Genomic DNA, 20,539 nt, shown 5'->3' with positions numbered 1-20,539 from the left:
TTCAATCGTGGGCCGCCGGGTCGCCCGCGCTGTGGGGCGGACGTGAACCGGAACCTGAGGTTTTCGATTATGCCAGCTACGCTGCCACTCCCCCAAAACAGCGGGAGCGGCTCACGCATTCCGCGGGCGGGTCAGTCGTTGTCCATTCCCGGCGTGGTCTTGGACACCTGCACCAGGAACTCGTAGTTGTTCTTGGTCTTGCGCAGCTGACTCATCAGCAGGTCGATGGCCTGATGCGAGTCCAGGCCGGACAGCAGCCGACGCAGCTTGTGCACGATCGCGAACTCGTCCGGCGAGAGCAGCAGCTCGTCCTTACGGGTGCCCGACGGGTTGACGTCGACGGCCGGGAACACCCGGCGCTCGGCGATCTTGCGGTCCAGCTTGAGCTCGGCGTTACCGGTGCCCTTGAACTCTTCGAAGATCACGGTGTCACCGGTGGAGCCGGTCTCCACCATCGCGGTGGCGATGATGGTCAGCGAACCGCCGTCCTCGATGTTGCGCGCCGCGCCCAGGAACCGCTTGGGCGGGTAAAGCGCGGTGGAGTCCACACCACCGGACAGGATGCGGCCCGACGCCGGGGAGGCGTTGTTGTAGGCACGACCCAGCCGGGTGATCGAGTCCAGCAGCACGACGACGTCCTTGCCCTGCTCGACCAGGCGCTTGGCCCGCTCGATGGCCAGCTCGGCGGCCTGGGTGTGGTCTGACGGCGGCCGGTCGAAGGTCGAGGCGATCACCTCACCCTTGACCGAGCGCTGCATGTCGGTGACTTCTTCGGGACGCTCGTCAACCAGCACCACCATCAGGTGGCACTCGGGGTTGTTGCGGGTGATCGCGTTGGCGATGTCCTGCATGATCGTGGTCTTACCGGCCTTGGGCGGTGACACGATCAGGGCACGCTGCCCCTTACCGATCGGCATGATCAGGTCGATGACGCGGGTGGTCAGCTTCTCCCCCGAGGTCTCCAACCGCAGCCGCTGGTTCGGGTACAGCGGGGTCAGCTTGGAGAACTCCGGACGCTTACGGGCGTCCTCGACGGGGCCGCCGTTGACCGAGTCCAGCCGCACCAGCGGGTTGAACTTCTGCCGCTGATTGGGCTGGTCACCGTCGCGGGGCACCCGCACGGCACCGGTCACCGCGTCGCCGCGGCGCAGCCCGTTCTTGCGGACCATGTTCATCGAGACGTAGACGTCGTTGGGCCCGGCCAGGTAGCCCGAGGTGCGCACGAATGCGTAGTTGTCCAGCACGTCGAGGATGCCGGCGACCGGCTGGACGACGTCGTCCTCGCGCAGCTCGGCGTCACCGCCGGCACCGCCACCTTCGCCGCCACGCTCGCCACGGCGACGCCGGTCACGGAAGCGACGGCCGCGCCGGCCACCGCGTCCTTCGTCGTCGTCGCCACCGCCACCGCCACGGTTGGACTGGTCGCCGCCCTGGTCGTCGTTCTTGGACTGCGCGGCTTCGTCGGCCTTGGTGTCGGCTTTCGCGTCGGCCTTGGGCTCGCTCTTGGCGCCCTCGCGCTCACGGCGTCCACCGGACTGCTCGGCCTTGTCGTCGTTGCGGCCCTGCTTGCGCGACTCGCCCTGGGCCTCGGCCTCGGCGGGCTTGTCCTGCTCGGCGGGCTTCTCGGACTCGCCGCCGTTGGCGGCGGGCGAACCGGTCGCACGGCTGGCGCCACGGCGTTCGCGGCGCGGCGGCGCCGCGGGAGGCTCCGCCTCGTTGGACGCGGCGGGCTCGGCACCGTTGGCGGGTTGCTCGCTGGTCTGTGTCTTCGTCTTCGGCGCTTCGGCGCCACTGCCGCCGTTACCCCCGTTGCCGGAGACCTCGCGGATTGCGGCAATCAGTTCGCTCTTGCGCATCCCGGAGGAGCCCTTGACACCGACGCGGTTGGCCAGCGCCCGCAGTTCGGGCAGCACCATCGCCGACAGCGAGCTGTCGGAGGGGGCGGTGGCCGCACCGTTGTCAGGCGCCGAAGCGGGAGCGGACTCGGTGGTGGCCGGCGCAGCGGCAGCTTCCGGGGCGGACGGCGCGGCGTCACTACCGCCGGCTGCTACATCCTGGCTGGTCTCGGAAGTGCTCGGGGGGGTCGGCAGCGATTCCTGATCGGTGCTGCCTTCAGCCGTGAAGAGGTCCGTTTCGGTCACGGATTTCCTTTCTTCCCTCGTCGGTTTTCTCACGCGAGGGGCTTGGTTGCATTCAGCGGACTCGCCGAGTGCGCGTCACCGTCGACTGTTTAACGGTGTAGCCCGTATCGACGGCGTCGTAACGCAAACCGTCAGCTACGGGAAGAATTTGGTGGCATCCCGGTTGACATCACATTCTGAAAACAGGTGCTGATGCCGCGAATGCGGGACGGGACCGAGGATAGCCCGCTTCTGTGCTCGACGCAACAGATGGTTTGCTGCGCGGCTCAACCCGGTACCGCCACCCCGGAGTTCCACCTGACCGCGTCGCCGACCGGCATCTCGGTGACGTTGAACACACGAGCCTCCGGAGACTCCAGCACCGCAGCGGGCAGTTGGGTCGCTGTCGTCAGCGCGATCACCGCAGGTCCAGCGCCGGAAAGCACCGCCGCGATGCCGTGCCGACGCAGCAGCTCCAGGAATGCCGCCGACTCCGGCTGCGCGGCACCGCGCTGCGGCTGGTGCAGCACATCCTCGGTGGCCGCCAGCAGCAGATCGGGCCGCTCGGTCAGCGCCACCACCAGCAGCGCCGCCCGGCTGACATTGAACCGGGCATCACGGTGGCTGACCTGCTCGGGCAACAAAGCCCGCGTCTCGGCCGTCGACGAACGCAGTTGCGGAATCGCCGGGAACAGATGGATGTCGGGGTGCAGCCGCAGCGGCGCCGCCGCATAGTCGGCCTTGCCGTCGGCTGCCTTTGCTGTCCACGAAACCACCGCGCCGCCCAGTACGGCGGCCGCGGCGTTGTCGGGGTGGCCTTCGAACTCCGAGGCCAGCTGGATCAGCTGGGTTTCGGACAGGCCGGGCCGATCGAGTTGCGCGACAAGGCCATTGACCACAGCCAGCCCACCGACCACGGCGGCCGCCGACGAGCCCAGGCCACGCTGATGCGGGATCGCATTGCGGCAGCGCACCACCATGCCGGGTGCCTCGACACCCGCCTCGTGCATGCCGCGCAGGATGCCTTGCACCACAAGGTGATCCGAGGTGAGCGGAACCTGGCCGGCGCCCTCCCCCTCGACCTGCACCACCAGACCGGACTCGACCGTCTCGACGATCACCTCGTCGTAGAGGCCCAGCGCCAGACCCAGGCTGTCGAAGCCGGGGCCCAGGTTGGCGCTCGACGCCGCAACCGCGACGCTGGCCGTCAACCCGGTCGGCAACAACTGAACCACTAGGCCAGCCCCAATTCGGCGACCACAGTGGCCGCGTCAACGGTAACCGCGGTCACTTCGGGCATGTCCTTGAGCGCGGTGTCGGGGTCTTTGAGCCCGTTGCCGGTCACGGTGCACACCACGGTCGAACCGCGCGGCACCCAGCCGTCCTCCACCGACTTGAGCAGTCCGGCGATGCTGGCCGCAGAGGCCGGCTCGACGAATACGCCCTCGGTCTGCGCCACCAGGTGGTAGGCGGCCAAGATCTCGTCGTCGGTGGCGGCCAGGAACCGCCCACCCGAATCCACCTGCGCTTCAACGGCCTGTGTCCAGGAGGCCGGCGAGCCGATGCGAATCGCGGTCGCGATGGTCTCCGGGTTCTTGACCGGCTCACCGAGCACCAGCGGTGCAGCCCCGGCAGCCTGGGTGCCCAACATCTTCGGCAGCTTCTCGGTCAGACCATCGGCGAAGTACTCGCGGTAGCCCTTCCAGTACGCGGTGATGTTGCCGGCGTTGCCGACCGGCAGCGAGTGGATGTCGGGCGCGGTGCCCAGTGCGTCGACGATCTCGAAGGCCGCCGTCTTCTGGCCTTCGATGCGCACCGGGTTGACCGAGTTCACCAGCGAGATGGTCGGGAAGTCGGTGGCCATCTTGCGGGCCAGCTCCAGGCAGTCGTCGAAGTTGCCGTCGATCTGAATGATCTTGGCGCCGTGCATAACTGCCTGCGCGAGCTTGCCCATCGCAATCTTGCCCTGCGGGATCAGCACCGCGCAGGTGATGCCGGCGCGGGCGGCGTAGGCGGCCGCCGACGCCGAGGTGTTGCCGGTCGAGGCGCACAGCACCGCCTTCTGGCCGCGGGCGACCGCGTCGGTGACGGCCATCGTCATGCCGCGGTCCTTGAATGAACCGGTGGGGTTGAGCCCCTCGACCTTGAGGTGCACCGTGCAGCCGGTCTGCTCGGAGATCCGCTTGGCGTGGATCAGCGGGGTGCCGCCCTCGTGCAGGGTGATGGCCGTCCAGTCGTCGCCGATGGGAAGCCGATCGCGGTAGGCGCCGATCAGGCCGGGCCAGGGGCGGTGGATCGGTGTCCGGGTGGAGCTCACTGGTCTGTTCCTTCCAGTCGTAGCACGCTGGCGATCCGCTGGACTGCGTCCAGATCAGCTAGCGCCGCAACGGTTTTCGATAATGCTGCGTCGGCAGCTCGGTGGGTGACCACCACGATCCGAGCGCCGATCAGTTGGCCGTCGTTATCGGCCACGCCCTCCTGGCGCACCTCGGCGATGCTGACGCCGTGGGCGGCGAATTCGGCTGCCACCGTCGACAGCACACCCGGCTTGTCGGCGACGTCCATGCTCACGTAGTAGCGGGTCTGCACGTCACCGATCGGGGCGATGGCCAGCTGGGCGTACTTGGACTCGCGCGGCCCGCGCCCGCCCTGCACCCGGTTACGGGCGGCCATCACCAGATCGCCGGTGACCGCCGATGCGGTCGGCGCGCCGCCGGCGCCCTGGCCGTAGAACATCAGCCGGCCGGCGGCCTCGGCTTCAACCACCACCGCGTTGAAGGCACCGTTGACCGTGGCCAGCGGGTGAGTCAGCGGCACCAGCGCCGGGTACACCCGAGCCGAAACCCGCTGCTGCCCATCGCTGGTGGTGATGCGCTCGCAGATCGCCAGCAGCTTGATCGTGCAACCCAACTCCCTGGCCGTGGTGAAGTCCGCCGGGCTGATGCTGGTGATGCCCTCGCGATAGACGTCGTCGGCGGTCACCCGGGTGTGGAAGGCGATCGACGCCAGGATCGCGGCCTTCGCGGCGGCGTCGTAGCCCTCCACGTCAGCGGTCGGGTCGGCCTCGGCGTAGCCCAGCGCACTCGCATCGGCCAGTGCGGCGGTGTAATCGGCGCCGGTGGAGTCCATTTCGGACAGGATGTAGTTGGTGGTGCCGTTGACGATGCCGGCCACCCGCAACACGGTGTCGCCGGCCAGCGACTGAGTCAGCGGCCGGATCACCGGGATGGCGCCGGCGACACTGGCCTCGAAGTACAAGTCCACGCGCGCGTTCTCGGCGGCCTCGGCCAGCTCCCCGGTGGACCGCGACAGCAGGGCCTTGTTGGCGGTGACGACGGATTTGCCGTGCGCGATCGCCGACAGGATCGCCTTGCGGGCCGGTTCGACCGGGCCCATCAGCTCCACGACGATGTCGACGTCGCTGCGCGACACCAGGCTGTCGATGTCGTCGGTGAGCAACTCCGCCGGCACGCCGCGGTCGGCCGCTACCCGGCGCACCCCGACCCCGCGCAGCACCAGCGGTGCGCCGATGCGGGCGGCCAGATCATCAGCGCTGGACTCGAGAATGCGGACGACTTCGCTGCCGACGTTGCCCAAGCCGAGGACTGCCACCCCTACCGGGGCCCCGGACACCTGCGAACCGGACACTTTTTACCCCACCTCCAGGCTGATCAGGTCTTCGACGGTCTCCCGGCGCAGCATAAGGCGGGCTTTCCCGTCACGTACCGCCACCACCGCCGGGCGGGTGAGCAGGTTGTACCTGCTCGACATCGAGTAACAGTAGGCGCCGGTGGCGGCCACCGCGATCAGGTCGCCGGGAACCATGCCTTCGGGCACCCAGGTGTCACGGACGATGATGTCGCCGCTCTCGCAGTGCTTGCCGACGATGCGGGCCAGCTCCGGCAGGGCGTCTGAACCGTCCAGGGTGCGCGACACCAGCCGCACATCGTAGTGCGCGTCGTACAGCGCCGGACGGATGTTGTCGCTCATGCCGCCGTCGACGCTGACGTAGCGGCGATGCGCGGTGGCGCTGACCGCGACATCCTTGACGGTGCCGACCTCATAGAGCGTGATGGTGCCCGGCCCGGCGATGGCCCGACCGGGTTCGACGACCAGTTGCGGGGTGGGCAGGCCCACCGCCGCCGACTCGTCGCGCACGATCGCGGTCAATTTGGCGGCCAGCTCGGCCATCGGCGGCGGGTCGTCCTGCGGCTGATAGGAGATGCCCAGTCCCCCGCCCAGGTCGATGACCGAGAGCTGGGCGGTCTTCTCGACGCCGAACTCGGCGACCACGTCGCGCAGCAGCCCGATGACGCGGTGGGCGGCCACCTCGAAGCCGGCGACGTCGAAGATCTGCGAGCCGATGTGACTGTGCAGGCCGATCAGCCGCAGATGCTCGGTGGCGAACACCCGCCGGATGGCCTCCATCGCCGCACCGCTAGCCAGTGACAGCCCGAACTTCTGGTCTTCGTGAGCGGTCGAGATGAACTCGTGGGTGTGGGCCTCAACGCCGACGGTGACGCGCACCAGCACGTCTTGCACAACGCCGGCCTCCGCGGCGATGGCGTCCAGACGATCGATCTCGATCAGCGAGTCGACCACGATGTGACCGACTCCGGCGTTGACCGCGGTCTGCAGCTCGCCAACCGATTTGTTGTTGCCGTGCAAGGTGATCCGCTCCGCCGGGAAGCCGGCGTGCAGGGCAACGGCCAGCTCTCCCCCGGTGGCGACGTCGAGACACAGGCCCTCTTGGTCGATCCATCGAGCGATCTCACTGCACAGGAAGGCTTTAGCGGCGTAATGCACGTTGTCGCCCCCGCCGAACGCCTCGGCGATCTCGCGGCAGCGGCCCCGGAAATCGTCCTCGTCGATGACGAACAACGGGGTGCCGAATTCGGCGGCCAGGTCGGTGACCTTGACCCCGGCGATCTGGGTGACGCCGTCGTCGCCGCGAACGGTGTTGCGCGGCCAGACGTTCGGCGCCAGCTGCAGCAGCTGCTGCGGAGTCTGGGGCCGCGGCGGCAGTCCGTCGTGCTGGATCTCTTCGGCGTGGCGAGGGCCCGCGGGGTGGACGTTCACATCCGCTCCGGTGCGCTCACGCCGAGGATACCCAGCCCGTTGGCGATCACCTGGCGGGTGGCCTGACACAGCGCCAGCCGCGCGGCATGCAGTTCGCCGGGTTCCTCATCGCCTTGCGGGAGCACCCGGCAGCTGTCGTAGAACCGGTGGTAGTCACCGGCAAGGTCTTCCAGGTAGCGGCAGACCCGGTGCGGTTCCCGCAGTGCGGCAGCGGTTTCCAGCACCCGGGGGAACTCTCCCAGGTTGCGGATCAGCGCGCCTTCCTTGTCGTGGCGCAGCAGCCCGAGGTTGGCGGTGTCGGGGGCCAGGCCCAGTTCGGCGGCGTTGCGGGCCAGCGCGCAGAGCCGGGCGTGCGCGTATTGCACGTAGTAGACCGGGTTTTCGTTGCTCGCCGAGGACCACAGGGCCAGGTCGATGTCGATGGGGGTGTCCACCGAGGAGCGGGTCAGGCTGTAACGGGCGGCGTCCACGCCGATGGCCTCGACCAGGTCGTCGAGGGTGATGACGGTGCCGGCGCGCTTGCTCATCTTGACCGGCTGGCCGTCGCGCACCAGGTTGACCATCTGGCCGATCAGCACCTCGACGGTCGCCGGGTCGTCGCCGAAGGCGGCCGCGGCGGCCTTGAGCCGGGCGATGTAGCCGTGGTGGTCGGCGCCGAGCATGTAGATGCACAGGTTGAAGCCGCGCTCGCGCTTGTCCAGGTAGTAGGCCAAGTCGCCGGCGATGTAGGCGGGCTTGCCGTCGCTCTTGATGACGACGCGGTCCTTGTCGTCGCCGTAGGCGCTGGTGCGCAGCCAGGTGGCGCCGTCTTTCTCGTAGATGTTGTCGTTGGCGCGCAGCCGGTCGATGGCCTGCTCGACGCGGCCCGAGGTGTGCATCGAGTCTTCGTGGGTAAAGACGTCGAAGTCGGTACCGAACTCGTGCAGCGAATTCTTGATGTGGGTGAACATCAGGTCGACGCCGATCTCACGGAACGTCTCCTGGGCGTCCGGGCTGTTCAGGGCCTCGGGGGCCTTGGCCTGGATTTGGGCCGCGATGTCGGTGATGTAGGCGCCGGCGTAGCCATCCTCGGGGGCGGGCTCGCCCTTGGCGGCGGCGATCAGCGAGTTGGCGAACCGGTCGATCTGGGCGCCGTGGTCGTTGAAGTAGTACTCGCGGGTGACCGCGGCACCCTGGGTGCTCAGCAGCCGGCCCAGCGCGTCACCGACCGCGGCCCACCGGGTGCCACCGATGTGGATGGGGCCGGTGGGGTTGGCCGAGACGAACTCGAGGTTGACGTTGAGTGCGCCGAGGGTGTCGGTGTGGCCGTAGCTTGTGCCGGCGCTGATGATGTTGGCGACCACGGCGCCCTGCGCGGAGGCCTCGATACGCAAATTCACAAAGCCCGGCCCGGCGATCTCGGCCGCGGCGACCCCGTCGGCCTGCGCCAGCGCCGCAGCCAGCCACTCGGCCAGCTCACGCGGGTTGACGCCCACCTTCTTGCCCAGCTGCAGGGCCAGGTTGGTGGCGTAATCACCGTGTTCGGGGTTGCGCGGCCGCTCGACCGTCACCGTCGCGGGCAGCGCGGCGGTGTCCAGGTCGTGGTCGGCCAGCACCGCGGCGGCGGTGTTCTTGAGCAATTCGGCCAGATCGGCGGGGGTCACGAGGCCCCATCCTATGGTCTTACGTGGTCAGGCCCCGAATCCGTCCGGTTCTCGGGTCCGGCCAATGATGCGCTAGTCTGTCAAAGCCCACATGGCGCCGCGTCACGCGAGCGCCCCCGTAGCTCAGGGGATAGAGCGTCTGCCTCCGGAGCAGAAGGCCGCAGGTTCGAATCCTGCCGGGGGCACCAGGCCGAAATGCCCCGTCAAGGGCTTTGAGTCATTCAGCGGTGAATTTCGCAAACCGTCGTTCACTAATAGAGTTCTCCCATGACCTCCCCCGTCCTGCGGGTCACTCCGGTCAGCCTGCGGGAGCTGGCGGAGCGGTGTACGTCGCTGTCGGATCAGGTCGGACCAGCGCTGCCGACGGCCGCCGCTCCCGCGTGGCAGGCCACCGGCACAGCAGCCGGCAACGTCAACACCGGCGCCAGCACCGCCGCGACCTCGATGCGCGAACGGATGACAACCAGCTCGGCAAAGCTCACCAACGCGGCCCACGACTACGAGGCGATGGACAACGCCGGGGCTGCCACCCTGGCCGCAGTCCCCCAGCACGGCGCCGGCCTCACCCCGCTGGTCCCGCGCTCCGGCGTCGACGGCGGCGCCGGTGGCCTCGAGACGCCGAGGTAGCCGCCGATGTCTTTTCCGACGCTGACCGAGATCGAAGACGCGAACTGGGATTACCTGACCACCAACGCCAACGCCTGGACCAATCTGGCCAACACCTGGGAAGCCGCATTCACCGAAATCCGCGACGCCTCCACGAGCCCTGGCGGCATCCCGTGGACCGGTACCGGTGCCCAAGCCTTCCAGCACCGCGCCGCCGCCGACGTGGTGAGAGTCCACGGCCCCGCCGACATGCTGCGCAACGCGGCCGGGATCGCCAACCGCGGCGCACAGGACCAACAGGGCAACAAGTCGCTGGTGCTGTCTGCCGTCAATACCGCTGAGCGCCAAGATTTCCGGGTAGGCGACGACTACTCCGTCACCGACACCTGGACCTACTACAGCTCGGCCGCGGAGCAGGCTCAGCGTGAGCAGGCCGCGGACGATCATGCCAGTTTCATCAAGTCCCGTGCCGCCAACCTGGTCAACAACGAGCAAGAGATCGCCCGCCAACTCACCACCGCAACCGCCGGACTACACGAGTTCACCTTCGGCGAAGGAGGCGCCGACGGTGGAGCGGGCGGCAACGGGCTGCCGCAGGCCCAGGCAGGCGGCAACGTTGACCCCGCCGACATGGCGAGGCAACGCGATCAGGCAATCGCCGACGATCCCGCTGCCGACCCCACCGCGCGGCGACTGGCTCAGGAACGCCTCGATGACCTGCGGAATTCCCAATTCATCGGCCCACTGCCAACCAATCCGGTGCTCGGCGGCGACGCGCGTACCCGCGCCCAAGCGAGACGACAGCTCCAGGATTTCCTCGAATCTGGTCAGGCCTATCCAAACCGGCCACCGCTGACACCTGACCAAGCAACCCATTTGCTAGACCGGTGTGAGTTCCAGGCACGGGTTCTGGTCCTCCGTGGCTTCGCCGATCAGTTGAACCAAGCGGGAGTCTCTCCGGCGGGAATCCAGCGAGCACTCGACGAGGTACAAGGCGGCAAGCCTCCCCAGCAGTTGATCCATGAAGCGGGCTCTGGAATATCCAGCGGGGTCGGTGGTTTGGGCAGCGGCCTGAGTTCGCAAGCGGACGCTCTTCCCCAGGGAAGGCATTGGGGCGACGCTCCCGCGTGGTCCAAGACCGACGCCGACGCCCTTAAAACGCTGGGTAAGCGGCTCTCATTGGCCGGTATAAGTCTGGACGGTTTGCTGACCGTTAACGATATCTTGAACGGAGCTCCCGCTAGCGAAGAGGTTCCCAAGCTAGGTGGACGCACCGCCGGCGCATGGCTCGGAGGATTCGCCGCAGGGGCGGCTTGGGGTTCGTGGGTAGGGCCCGAGGGCACCGTGCTTGTCGGACTTCTCGGTTCAATTGCGGGCGGGTTTGGCGGGGATAAATTGGTGCAAAAGATGATGGGCGGCTGATGGTACGCGATTTGTCCTTCGGAGTAATTGTCCTGTGCTACCTCGTGGGATTTCTCCTGTCTTTTTCCAAAATCAGCACCAGCGCACAGCGACGCATCTACTGGAGTTGCGCCTGCATAGCAGGCTTTTTCGGCACCCTGGCAACGTATCCGACGTGGACGAACGCAGCCGTACTGGGCATTTTAGTTCCGGCGGTAATGGCAGTTGCAGCCTATGTGGCCACGCCCTACATCAAGATCCGCGGAAAAATCTATGCATTGACGATCACAGAACCCGATCCCGAAGATGCACCCGCGACAACTGATTCCACCCAGCAGGAGATCGACCTACATCCCGATTCATACAGCGGACTACTCACCGCCACAACCATGTGGTGGGCTCTCGTCGTACTCACTGCGATCGGCGCCGGAAATGTGTACTTCGCCGCCACAGGAAAAGGCGAGATCTGGGTAGGCCTCATGAGTGGTACGTTCTCCGCACTGCTTACCGTTGTCACCGCGTACGGCGACGCCAGCTGGCGCTATCCGATAGCTCGCGGCCAATACATCCAGTTTGGGGTCGCCTCCGTCATCACCGCCGGAGTTTTCCCCCTGCTGTACCTGGCCGCCTATTACATTGCCCAACGCCGACCACTTCGACGCAAACAGTCGATGGAATATCGGGTACATCCCCGCCACAGAAAACTGGATAGCTAAGCCCAATTCGCGCACAGCAGAATCTCCCCTGCCAGTTGCCCCATACCCCTAGGCTTGATCAAGTGACGATTCGCCTTGGCTTCCAGATCCCTGACTTCTCGTACGGCACCGACGTTTCGGAGCTGTTCCCCACCGTCATCGCGCAGGCCCGCGAGGCCGAGGCCGCCGGGTTCGACGCGGTCTTGGTGATGGACCACTTCTATCAACTGCCGATGCTGGGGTCCCCCGATCAGCCGATGCTCGAGGCCTACACCGCCCTGGGTGCGCTGGCCACTGCGACGCAGCGGGTGCAGCTGGGCACCCTGGTCACCGGCAACACCTACCGCAACCCGGCCCTGCTGGCCAAGATCATCACCACGCTGGACGTGGTCAGCGCCGGCCGCGCCATCCTGGGTATCGGGACCGGCTGGTACGAGCTCGAACATGACCAACTGGGTTTCGAGTTCGGCACCTTCACCGACCGGTTCAACCGGCTCGACGAGGCGCTACAGATCACCCTGCCGATGATCCGCGGTGAGCGGCCCACGTTCGAGGGCAAGTGGTATCGCACCCGCGAAGCAATGGCCGAACCGCGCTTCCGCGACCACATTCCGCTGCTGATCGGCGGCAGCGGCGAGAAGAAGACGATCCCTTTGGCGGCGCGCCACTTCGACCACCTCAACCTCATCACCGGTTTCGACCAACTGCCTGCGAAGGTGGACGCGATCCGGCGCAGCTGCGACGAGGTCGGCCGCGACCCGGCCACCCTGGAGACCACCATGCTGCTCACCGCGCTGGCCGGCGACAACCTGACCGCTGGCCAGGTTCCCGCCCCGATCGCTCAACGGGCGGTGGCCGGCAGCCCTGAGTCGATCGCCGAGCAGATCAAGACCAAAGTGCTCGATGCCGGCGTGGGTGGGGTGACCATGAACATCCCCGGCTACACCCCCGGGGTCATCACCAAGGTGGGTGCGGCGTTGCGCGCGGTGCTCGACGCCTGAATCCAATGAAGTCAACCGACCCGGTCACTTGGAACTTAGATCATCCACCGCGAAGGCCGCGGGGCCACTCCGTGATGCACTAGCATCAGATGTATGCGCACCACATTGTCGATCGATGATGACGTGCTCTTGGCGGTCAAGGAGCGGGCACACCGAGAGCGGCGCCCAGTGGGCGAAGTGCTCTCCGAGTTGGCTCGGCAAGCGCTGACCAGGCACGACAACCCGACGAAAGGGTCCGAGTCGTTTCACGGCTTCGCTCCGCTACCTCACCGCGGCACCGCAGTCTCCAATGCCCTCATCGACCGACTTCGCGACGAAGAGGGCGTCTGAATCAGATGCGGTCATTGCTAGACGTCAATGTGCTGTTGGCGTTGCTCGACCGCGATCACGTCGACCACGAACGGGCACGGACGTGGCTGGACACCGAGATCGACCACGGCTGGGCATCTTGCGCGATCACCCAGAACGGCTTCGTGCGCATCATCAGCCAACCCCGATATCCGAATCCCGTCACGCCCAACTACGCCATCGGCATGCTGGCCCAGGCCACTGGGACCCGCTACCACCAGTTCTGGACCTGCGCGGTGAGCGTTCTCGATGCCGACGTTGTCGATCCCGCCCGGGTACACAGCTCCAAACAGGTCACCGACGCCTACTTGCTGGCACTCGCCGTCGCCAACGACGGCAGGTTCGTCACGTTCGACCAATCGATCGCTCTGACAACGGTTCCCGGCGCCGAAGATCGACACCTGACGATCCTTTGAACCGCTACCCCAGCACCGTGTGCATCAACATCACGTCGTAGGCGTTCCACAGCGACAGCGTGAAATACACGTCCTTACCCGTCGACCAGGGATGCACGTAGGGCGCGTAAATGCCGCCGGGGATCTGACCGGTGGGAATCAGCGTCTGCTCGGCGCTCCACGGCCCCTGCGGGGTGGGCGCGGTACGGGCCACGACGTCGTTGCCGCCGTTGCCGTACAACGCCAGGTACTGACGTAGATAGGTGTTGTACTGCACCGACATCTCACCCACCGGGCCGGGGATCACCGGCGTGGCCGCAGCCGGATTGGCCGGCACCCAGGATCCGCTGTCCCCATTCCAGTACTGGTACTGGTTCAGGTCGGGAATGGCGCGCTCGGGCACCCGCGACAGGTACGCCGAACCGCCACGGCCGGAAGGGGTTCCGTAGGAGTACAAGAAGCCGTCGTTGCCGCGTAGGTACGCGCCCATCTGGAATTTCTCGTTACCGGGGACGAAACGCGCCCGCGGGACGTTCTCCGGCGAGGTCGAGCGCACCGTGCCCGGATAGACGCCCCATGTTTCGCCGTTGTCGTTGGAGACCGCGATCGCCGAGTAGTTGGTGGACCACTCGCCGTCACGCCCCCACTGCTTGATGGACATGAAGTTCATGTACTGGTTGCCGGCGATCCCGATGGCGGCGGTGGGGATCATGCCCTCCTGGTGCGGAGCCAGCTGCACAGCGGGCAGGATCTGCTTGGAGAAGTTCGCCTGCCGCAGTGGCGAACCCGAGTACTTGTTGCCGACCGCGCCGGGGCCCACCGTGATCCCGTCCGCCAGGTTGTTGTCATTGCTTCGGAACAGCACATTCTGTCGCCACTGCTTGCCCTGGATGCGGCAGTAGCCGAACGTGTCGCCGAACGCGTAGAGGACCTGACGGTTAGCGGGATCGCCATTGTCCCAGGGGATTCCGAGGTCGGTGCCGGAGATGCCGAAGCGCTGCAGGGTTTGGTTGGGGCCGTTGGGTCCGGTCACCCACTCCACCAGCGACGTCTGCGCGCCGGCGATGGCGCCGGCGGCATCGGCCGTCGCCAGCCCCGGATCTGCGGCCGGTACGGGCTGGACGGGCTGCACCGGCTGGGCGACGTTCGGCACGGCTTGACCACCGGGATTCGGCTGCGGCGGGACCACTCCGGCCTGTTGCCGGATCGTGCCGTTCGGGTTGATCAGCGCGGCGATCAGCGGGCCCAGCTTGGGCAGCGGCGCAGAGTCGTTGGTGCCGCGAGGCCGCCGCCCGGTGGGCAGCTGACCGGCTCCGGTGGTCGGTGAACCCGGCGGCGGGTCGATGTTGGCTTCAGGAGCGTTGCAGGTGAGCGCGTTCGCCGACGCGAACTCGCTGGCGGCGACCATCCCCAGGACGACGACCGGCACCATTGCCGCCGAGACGATTCGACGTGTCGCCGACATGTCACACCTTTCCCAGGACCCGCCCCCGGGCCTCGCACCACTGTGACGATAGTGATTTCTGGGACTTCTGTGGCTGCCAGAGAACGATAGAGACGCATCCGTGACGGTGTCGCAATCAGCGGATTGCCCGCTCAGCCGGCCCGGTTGACCTCGGCGACCACCTCAGCTACGCAGCGCAGTTGCCCCAGATCAGAGCTGGTCGGGATGAGGTGAACCTCGTCGGCGCCCACCGCCGCAAACCGGCGCAGCACCTGCGCCAGCTCGTCCTCGCTGCCAGCCCAGCCGGTCGTCGGCGCCATCGCCTCGACATATTCGGCGGGAATCCAGTTCATGTAGCGCAGCAGGTGCCGGCGCACCTGATCGCGGGCTTCGTCACGATCGCCCAACGCGAACCAGAACGACGTCGCCAGATGCGGCTTGGCCCGGCCCGCCTGCCGCCAGGCGTCGCGGGCGACGTCGAACAGTTCGTTCTGTTTGGCGACATCAAGATCCATGGTGATGCCAGCCAGTCCTTCGGCCCAGGCCGCTGCGCTGCGCAAGGTCTTGGGGCCGATCGTGCCGACCAGCAGCGGCGGCCCGCCGGGTTGGGTGGGCGCCGGGCCGACCGGCAACACCGACTCGGTGAGCTTCTCCCCCGCCCAGACGCGCCGCATGATCGCCACCGCGGCGGCCAACTCGCCCATCTTCTGCTTCGCCGGATCGGCGCCGACCGCCCGGTAGTCCTCGTCGCGGCCGCCGATGCCGAGCCCGACGGTAAGCCGGCCCTGGCTGAGCAGGTCGGCGGTGGCCAGCGCTTTGGCGAGCATGACGGGGTCGTGCAGTTGCGGGACGATCACCGTGGTCACCAGACGCACCCGCTCGGTCCACGCCGCCAGCGCACCCAGCAGGGTCAGGCTGTCGGGGTTGGTGAAGGCAATTCGCTCGCCCCAACACAACGACGAGAACGGCCCGTCGTCGATCGCTCGGGCCCAGTCCCGCAGCAGCGTGGCGTCGAGGTCCGGTTCCATCACTGGCATGGTCATTCCCACCTGCATGACCGCGATTGTGGCACGGGCGGCCTGCGCGGCCGACACTTGAGGAATGGGCATTTCGTTCAACCACACGATCGTGGCCGCACACGACAAGCAGGCGTCGGCAGCTTTTCTAGCCGAGCTGTTCGGCCTGCCCGAGCCGCAGCCGTTCGGGCACTTCGCGGTCGTCGCACTCGATCACCAGGCCAGCCTCGATTACGCCGATGTGGCCGCCGGTGAGCCGATCCGGCCACAGCACTACGCGTTTTTAGTCTCCGAGTCCGACTTCGATGCGATCTACGCCAAGATCTCCGAACGCGGGCTGGAGCACTGGGCCGATCCGCGAGGTGAGCGCCCGGGCGAGATCAACCGCAACGACGGTGGGCGCGGCGTGTATTTCCGCGATCCCGGCGGTCACTACATGGAGATCCTCACCCGGCCGTACGGGACCGGCGGTTAGCGAGGCTCGACGCAGGAGAGCCGAAGCTGGACCGCCGCATCAACCCGGCGGTTAGCGAGGCTCGACGCAGGAGAGCCGAAGCTGGACCGCCGCATCAGCCCGGCCGGGCGGCTAACCAGGCGTGTGGCCGCGCTGGCGCTCCTGGGTGCGGTAGTCGGCGGCCAGGTCGGCGACGTGCGCCGGTAGATCGCCCGATGCCACGTCGGCCAGGCTGGTCTGCTCGAGCACCGAACGCATGCTGGCCCGCAACGCCCGCCACACGTCGGTCAACGCGGCCGTCGGCCCGGCGTAGGGCAGATCGCCCATGCCGATGTCACGGACACTGGCCAGCGGACCGTCGATGCAGCGCAAGACGTCGGCGACGCTGATCGCCGTGGCCGCGCGGGCCAGTTCGTAGCCGCCGTCGCGACCGCGCTGGCTGCGCACCAGCCGGTCGGTGCGCAGATCGGACAAGATGTCGACGAGGAACTGCGCGGGAATGCCCTGCGCCGCCGCTATTTCGTCGGTCTTGACCAGGGCGCCGGGCTCGGCGGTGGCCAGTTGGACCATCGCTCGCACCGCGTACTCCGCCTTGGCCGACATGCGCATTGCGAGCATTCTTCCATCTGGCGGCTCAACTGATTGCCGCGAGCACCGCTTGCGCGTATTCGGGGCGACACACCACCAGGTCGGGAAGCAGCGGGTCCGCCCGGTTGTAGACCAGTGGTGACCCGTCGATGCGCGAGGTATGTAGGCCCGCGGCCCGGGCCACCGCCACCGGGGCAGCCGAGTCCCACTCGTATTGCCCGCCGGCGTGCACGTACACATCGGCGATGCCCTGCACCACAGCGGCAACCTTCACCCCCGCCGAGCCCATCGGCACCAGCACGCCGTCCAGTCGCTCGCGAACCGCTTCGGCGATCGCGGGCGGACGGCTGCGCGACACCGCGATGCGGGGCGCGCCGGCGTACGCGGGCGGGGCGGCAACCGTCGGGGTGGCCAGCGTGCTGCCCCGCGCGGGCAGCGCCACCGCCCCGGCGGACAGCTCGCCGGATTGCCACAGCGCCACGTGCACGGCCCAGTCGTCGCGGCCGAGTTCGCTGAACTCCCGGGTGCCGTCCAGCGGGTCGACGATCCACACCCGCTCGGCGGCCAGCCGGACCGGGTTGTCGGCGCCCTCCTCGGACAGCACCGCGTCGTCGGGCCGCTCGCTCGCCAGTGCGGCCATCAGGAAGTCGTGCGAACGCTGGTCGCCGGCCGCCTTCCGTTCCGCCTCAGTCGCATCGGCCAGCTCCTCGCGGACCCGCAGCAGCAGCCGGCCCGCCTCGGTGGCCAGGTGCGCGGCCAGCTGGTGATCGTTCACTTGCGGTCGTCGATCGCCGCGATGACCTGGCGGGCCTGCTCGTCGACACTGTTCTGCGAGCTCAACCGCACGTCGGGATTCCGCGGCCGCTGATAGGGGCTGTCGATACCGGTGAAGTGCGTGATCAGACCGGCCCGCGCTTTGGCGTAGAGCCCCTTGGGGTCACGCTGCTCGCACTCCTCCAGCGAGGTGTCGCAGAACACCTCGACGAAGTCGAACCCGGCGTCGGTGTGCACCTGACGGGCCAGCTGGCGATGCTCGATCAGCGGGCTGATCGCCGGCACCAACACGATCTGGCCGGAGTCGGCCAGCAAGGTGGCCACGTGTGCCAGCCGGCGCAGGTTCTCGGCACGGTCGGCCATCGAGAAGCCCAGGTCGGCATTGAGGCCGTGGCGCAGGTTGTCGCCGTCGAGAACGTAAGCCGGCGTTCCCCTTTCGAGCAGCAGCTGTTCGACGCGCATCGCCACCGACGACTTGCCCGCGCCGGACAGCCCGGTCAGCCACACGGTGCGGCCCTTGGACAACCGGTCCGTCGCGGTGACCAGCGACTCGTGCCGCACGGTGTTGGGGCTCGCGGTCCGCGGCGACACGTCGCGCAGCACCATGCCCGCGGCCACGGTCCCGTTGGTGGCCTGGTCGATCAGGATGAACGAGCCGGTGGAGTCATTGCGGGTGAACTCGTCGAGCATCAGCGGCACCTGCGAACGCAGCGAGACGCGGCCGAGCTCGTTGAGCTTCAACGTGTTCGCGTCTTTGTCGCGGTGCAAGGTGTTGACGTCGAGGCGGTAGTCCAGCGCCATCACCTTCACCCGGGTGGTCCGGGTGGTGTGCTTGATGATGTAGTCGTTGCCCGGCTGCAGCGTCGCGCCGTCGGCCATCCAACACACCGTGGCGTCGAAGTCCTGGACCACCCGCGGCTGGTTGTTGGTGCGGGCGATCATGTCGCCGCGGGAGATGTCGATGTCGTCGGTGAGGCTCACCGAGACCGCCATCGGCGGAAATGCTTCGGCCACTGTGCCGTTCGGCCCCTCGATCTCGGCGATCCGGCTCGGCTTGCCCGACGGCAGCACCACGACGTCGTCGCCGGGGCGCAGCACGCCGCTGGCCACCGTGCCGGCGTAGCTGCGGTGATCGGCGTGCTCGTGGGTCTGCGGGCGGATCACGTACTGCACCGGGAACCGCACGTCGACCAGGTTGCGGTCACCGGCGATGTAGACCTCTTCGAGGTGCGACAGCAGCGCCGGACCGTCGTAGAAGGGCGTCTTGTCCGACTTGGTCACCACGTTGTCGCCGAGCAGCGCCGAGATCGGGATAGTCGTCACATCGTGCACGTCCAGGCGGGTGGCGAACGAGTGGAAGTCGTCGCGGATCGCCTCGAACTTCTCGGCGTCCCAGTCGATCAGGTCCATCTTGTTGACCGCCAGCACGATGTGGCGAATCCCCAGCAGCGACGCCAGGAAGGTGTGCCGGCGAGACTGCTCCTGCAGCCCGTGCCGTGCGTCGACCAGCACGATCGCCAGCTGAGCGGTCGAGGCGCCGGTCACCATGTTACGGGTGTATTGGATGTGCCCCGGGGTGTCGGCGATGATGAATTTCCGCTTCGGCGTTGCGAAATAGCGGTAGGCGACATCGATGGTGATGCCCTGCTCGCGCTCGGCGCGCAGGCCGTCGGTCACCAGGGCCAGGTCGGTGTAGTCGTTGCCGCGCTCACGGGAGGTGCGCTCGACCGAGGCCAGCTGGTCCTCCATGACGGCCTTGGAGTCGAACAGCAGCCGTCCGATCAGCGTGGACTTGCCGTCGTCGACCGATCCGGCCGTGGCGATTCGAAGCAGCGTGGTTGCCGCACCCATCAGAAATACCCCTGCCTCTTGCGGTCTTCCATGCCTGCTTCGGAGATCCGGTCATCGGCGCGAGTCGCCCCGCGCTCGGTCAACCGCGATACCGCGGTCTCGTCGATCACCTCTTCGACGGTGGCCGCCGTGGATTCCACGCAGCCCGTGCAGGTGACGTCGCCGACGGTGCGGAACCGGACCGAAGTCTCGAACACCTCTTCCCCGTCCACGGGGCGCAGGAATTCGTGGTCGGCCAGCAGCATGCCGTCACGCCGGAACACCTTGCGCTGGTGCGCGAAATAGATTGACGGCAGCGCGATTTCCTCGGCCCCGATGTAGGACCAGATGTCGAACTCGGTCCAGTTCGACAGCGGGAACGCCCGAATATGCTCGCCGGCCCGATGCCGGCCGTTGTAGAGGTTCCACAGCTCGGGCCGTTGGGCCTTGGGGTCCCACTGGCCGAACTCGTCACGGAAGCTGAACACCCGTTCCTTGGCGCGAGCCTTCTCCTCGTCGCGGCGGGCACCGCCGAACGCGGCGTCGAACTTGTTCTCGCGGATGGCCCGCAGCAACGTGACGGTCTGCAGCGGGTTGCGCGACGGCCCGTCGTCGACCACCCGTCCGGCGTCGATGTCGTCTTGTACCGACGCGACCACCAGCCGGACCCCGGTCTGGGCGACGAGCTCGTCACGCGCGGCGATGACCTCGTCGAAGTTGTGGCCGGTGTCGACGTGCATCACCGGGAACGGCAGCCGGCCCGGCGCGAACGCCTTGACGGCCAGATGCAGCATGACGATGGAGTCCTTGCCGCCGGAGAACAGCAGCACCGGACGCTCGAACTCCGCCGCCACCTCCCGGATGATGTGGATGGCCTCGGCCTCCAGGGTGCGCAGATGCGTGAGCTGATAGTGCCCAGCCGTGGCGGCCTCGGGGGGCGCAGTGACGTTACTGGTCATGACTTCCTTGCCAGAGATACCCGATAATCTTGGTGAGACTTACCATATTTGTTGGTTATGGCTGGCTATGCAACCAGCCGCACTGTGTTGCTGTCAATGTGATCTATGCGGCCTCGCCCGCGAGCAGTCGCGAAAGCCCCCTCCGGCCCGTCCTGGAGGGGGCTTTCGCGACTGCTCGGCACTGAG

The 20,539-nt window shown here is 67.4% G+C and carries 19 protein-coding genes and 1 tRNA gene; 8 read left to right on the top strand and 12 right to left on the bottom strand.

All coding sequences use genetic code 11. The features are described 5' to 3' along the window. Positions 1-131: 131 nt before the first annotated feature. From rho to argS, 6 genes are all read right to left on the bottom strand, one after another. Positions 132-2,141: a transcription termination factor Rho gene (gene rho / locus MJO54_RS07225; protein ID WP_046285339.1), complete on the bottom strand. Its 2,010-nt coding sequence runs from the start codon at positions 2,139-2,141 to the stop codon at positions 132-134. Positions 2,142-2,407: 266 nt separating this feature from the next. Further along, positions 2,408-3,355, bottom strand: coding sequence for a homoserine kinase (gene thrB / locus MJO54_RS07220; protein WP_046285338.1), 948 nt, complete (start codon positions 3,353-3,355; stop codon positions 2,408-2,410). Further along, positions 3,355-4,437: a threonine synthase gene (gene thrC, locus MJO54_RS07215; RefSeq protein ID WP_046285337.1), complete on the bottom strand. Its 1,083-nt coding sequence runs from the start codon at positions 4,435-4,437 to the stop codon at positions 3,355-3,357. Before thrC ends, thrB begins: the two co-directional genes overlap by 1 nt. Beyond that, complete coding sequence (locus tag MJO54_RS07210; protein ID WP_434085434.1) at positions 4,434-5,768, bottom strand: homoserine dehydrogenase; 1,335 nt, start codon at positions 5,766-5,768, stop codon at positions 4,434-4,436. Before MJO54_RS07210 ends, thrC begins: the two co-directional genes overlap by 4 nt. A 3-nt stretch (positions 5,769-5,771) precedes the next feature. After that, complete coding sequence (gene lysA, locus MJO54_RS07205; RefSeq protein WP_046285336.1) at positions 5,772-7,199, bottom strand: diaminopimelate decarboxylase; 1,428 nt, start codon at positions 7,197-7,199, stop codon at positions 5,772-5,774. Continuing rightward, the gene (argS, locus tag MJO54_RS07200; protein WP_046285335.1) at positions 7,196-8,842 is read right to left on the bottom strand and encodes an arginine--tRNA ligase; all 1,647 of its coding nucleotides are present in this window, start codon (positions 8,840-8,842) and stop codon (positions 7,196-7,198) included. Before argS ends, lysA begins: the two co-directional genes overlap by 4 nt. A gap of 112 nt (positions 8,843-8,954) precedes the next feature. Here argS and MJO54_RS07195 point away from each other — a divergent pair. The 7 genes from MJO54_RS07195 to MJO54_RS07165 all read left to right on the top strand — a co-directional run bounded on the left by MJO54_RS07195 (position 8,955) and on the right by MJO54_RS07165 (position 13,309). Beyond that, positions 8,955-9,030 (top strand) — tRNA-Arg (locus tag MJO54_RS07195). Between the two features lie 79 nt (positions 9,031-9,109). Next, on the top strand, positions 9,110-9,469 hold the full coding sequence (locus tag MJO54_RS07190) for a type VII secretion target (protein WP_046285334.1): 360 nt from the start codon (positions 9,110-9,112) through the stop codon (positions 9,467-9,469). Between the two features lie 6 nt (positions 9,470-9,475). Continuing rightward, positions 9,476-10,870: a hypothetical protein gene (locus MJO54_RS07185; protein ID WP_052741259.1), complete on the top strand. Its 1,395-nt coding sequence runs from the start codon at positions 9,476-9,478 to the stop codon at positions 10,868-10,870. After that, complete coding sequence (locus MJO54_RS07180) at positions 10,870-11,565, top strand: hypothetical protein (protein WP_240175767.1); 696 nt, start codon at positions 10,870-10,872, stop codon at positions 11,563-11,565. The genes MJO54_RS07185 and MJO54_RS07180 overlap by 1 nt, the downstream gene beginning before the upstream one ends. A gap of 62 nt (positions 11,566-11,627) precedes the next feature. Further along, positions 11,628-12,545 carry an LLM class F420-dependent oxidoreductase gene (locus MJO54_RS07175; protein WP_046285333.1) on the top strand — a complete coding sequence of 306 codons (918 nt, stop codon included), beginning with the start codon at positions 11,628-11,630 and terminating at the stop codon, positions 12,543-12,545. 93 nt (positions 12,546-12,638) lie between these two features. Continuing rightward, positions 12,639-12,875 carry a ribbon-helix-helix domain-containing protein gene (locus MJO54_RS07170; RefSeq protein ID WP_046285332.1) on the top strand — a complete coding sequence of 79 codons (237 nt, stop codon included), beginning with the start codon at positions 12,639-12,641 and terminating at the stop codon, positions 12,873-12,875. Positions 12,876-12,880: 5 nt separating this feature from the next. Then, positions 12,881-13,309 carry a TA system VapC family ribonuclease toxin gene (locus MJO54_RS07165; protein ID WP_046285331.1) on the top strand — a complete coding sequence of 143 codons (429 nt, stop codon included), beginning with the start codon at positions 12,881-12,883 and terminating at the stop codon, positions 13,307-13,309. Between the two features lie 4 nt (positions 13,310-13,313). On the opposite strand, the gene MJO54_RS07160 is transcribed toward MJO54_RS07165, so the two are convergent. After that, on the bottom strand, positions 13,314-14,753 hold the full coding sequence (locus MJO54_RS07160; protein ID WP_046285330.1) for a glycoside hydrolase family 183 protein: 1,440 nt from the start codon (positions 14,751-14,753) through the stop codon (positions 13,314-13,316). A gap of 131 nt (positions 14,754-14,884) precedes the next feature. Beyond that, positions 14,885-15,775, bottom strand: a complete 891-nt coding sequence (locus MJO54_RS07155) for an LLM class flavin-dependent oxidoreductase (protein WP_064889241.1) — start codon at positions 15,773-15,775, stop codon at positions 14,885-14,887. Between the two features lie 58 nt (positions 15,776-15,833). Between MJO54_RS07155 and MJO54_RS07150 the strand changes: the two genes are divergently transcribed. Beyond that, positions 15,834-16,223: a VOC family protein gene (locus tag MJO54_RS07150; protein ID WP_046286759.1), complete on the top strand. Its 390-nt coding sequence runs from the start codon at positions 15,834-15,836 to the stop codon at positions 16,221-16,223. Between the two features lie 111 nt (positions 16,224-16,334). Here MJO54_RS07150 and MJO54_RS07145 read toward each other — a convergent pair whose 3' ends face one another. The 4 genes from MJO54_RS07145 to cysD are packed head-to-tail and all read right to left on the bottom strand — an operon-like array spanning position 16,335 to position 20,353. Continuing rightward, complete coding sequence (locus MJO54_RS07145; protein ID WP_046286760.1) at positions 16,335-16,811, bottom strand: Rrf2 family transcriptional regulator; 477 nt, start codon at positions 16,809-16,811, stop codon at positions 16,335-16,337. A gap of 25 nt (positions 16,812-16,836) precedes the next feature. After that, positions 16,837-17,565 carry a 3'(2'),5'-bisphosphate nucleotidase CysQ gene (locus MJO54_RS07140; protein WP_046286761.1) on the bottom strand — a complete coding sequence of 243 codons (729 nt, stop codon included), beginning with the start codon at positions 17,563-17,565 and terminating at the stop codon, positions 16,837-16,839. Continuing rightward, on the bottom strand, positions 17,562-19,415 hold the full coding sequence (gene cysC / locus MJO54_RS07135; RefSeq protein ID WP_046286762.1) for a sulfate adenylyltransferase subunit CysN: 1,854 nt from the start codon (positions 19,413-19,415) through the stop codon (positions 17,562-17,564). The genes MJO54_RS07140 and cysC overlap by 4 nt, the downstream gene beginning before the upstream one ends. After that, complete coding sequence (gene cysD, locus MJO54_RS07130; protein ID WP_046286763.1) at positions 19,415-20,353, bottom strand: sulfate adenylyltransferase subunit CysD; 939 nt, start codon at positions 20,351-20,353, stop codon at positions 19,415-19,417. The genes cysC and cysD overlap by 1 nt, the downstream gene beginning before the upstream one ends. Between the last annotated feature and the right edge of the window lie 186 nt (positions 20,354-20,539).

This window comes from Mycolicibacter virginiensis, assembly GCF_022374935.2.
Taxonomy (GTDB): domain Bacteria; phylum Actinomycetota; class Actinomycetes; order Mycobacteriales; family Mycobacteriaceae; genus Mycobacterium; species Mycobacterium virginiense.
Note: the sequence above shows the minus strand (reverse complement) of the source record. Positions and strands in the feature narration are given on the sequence as shown.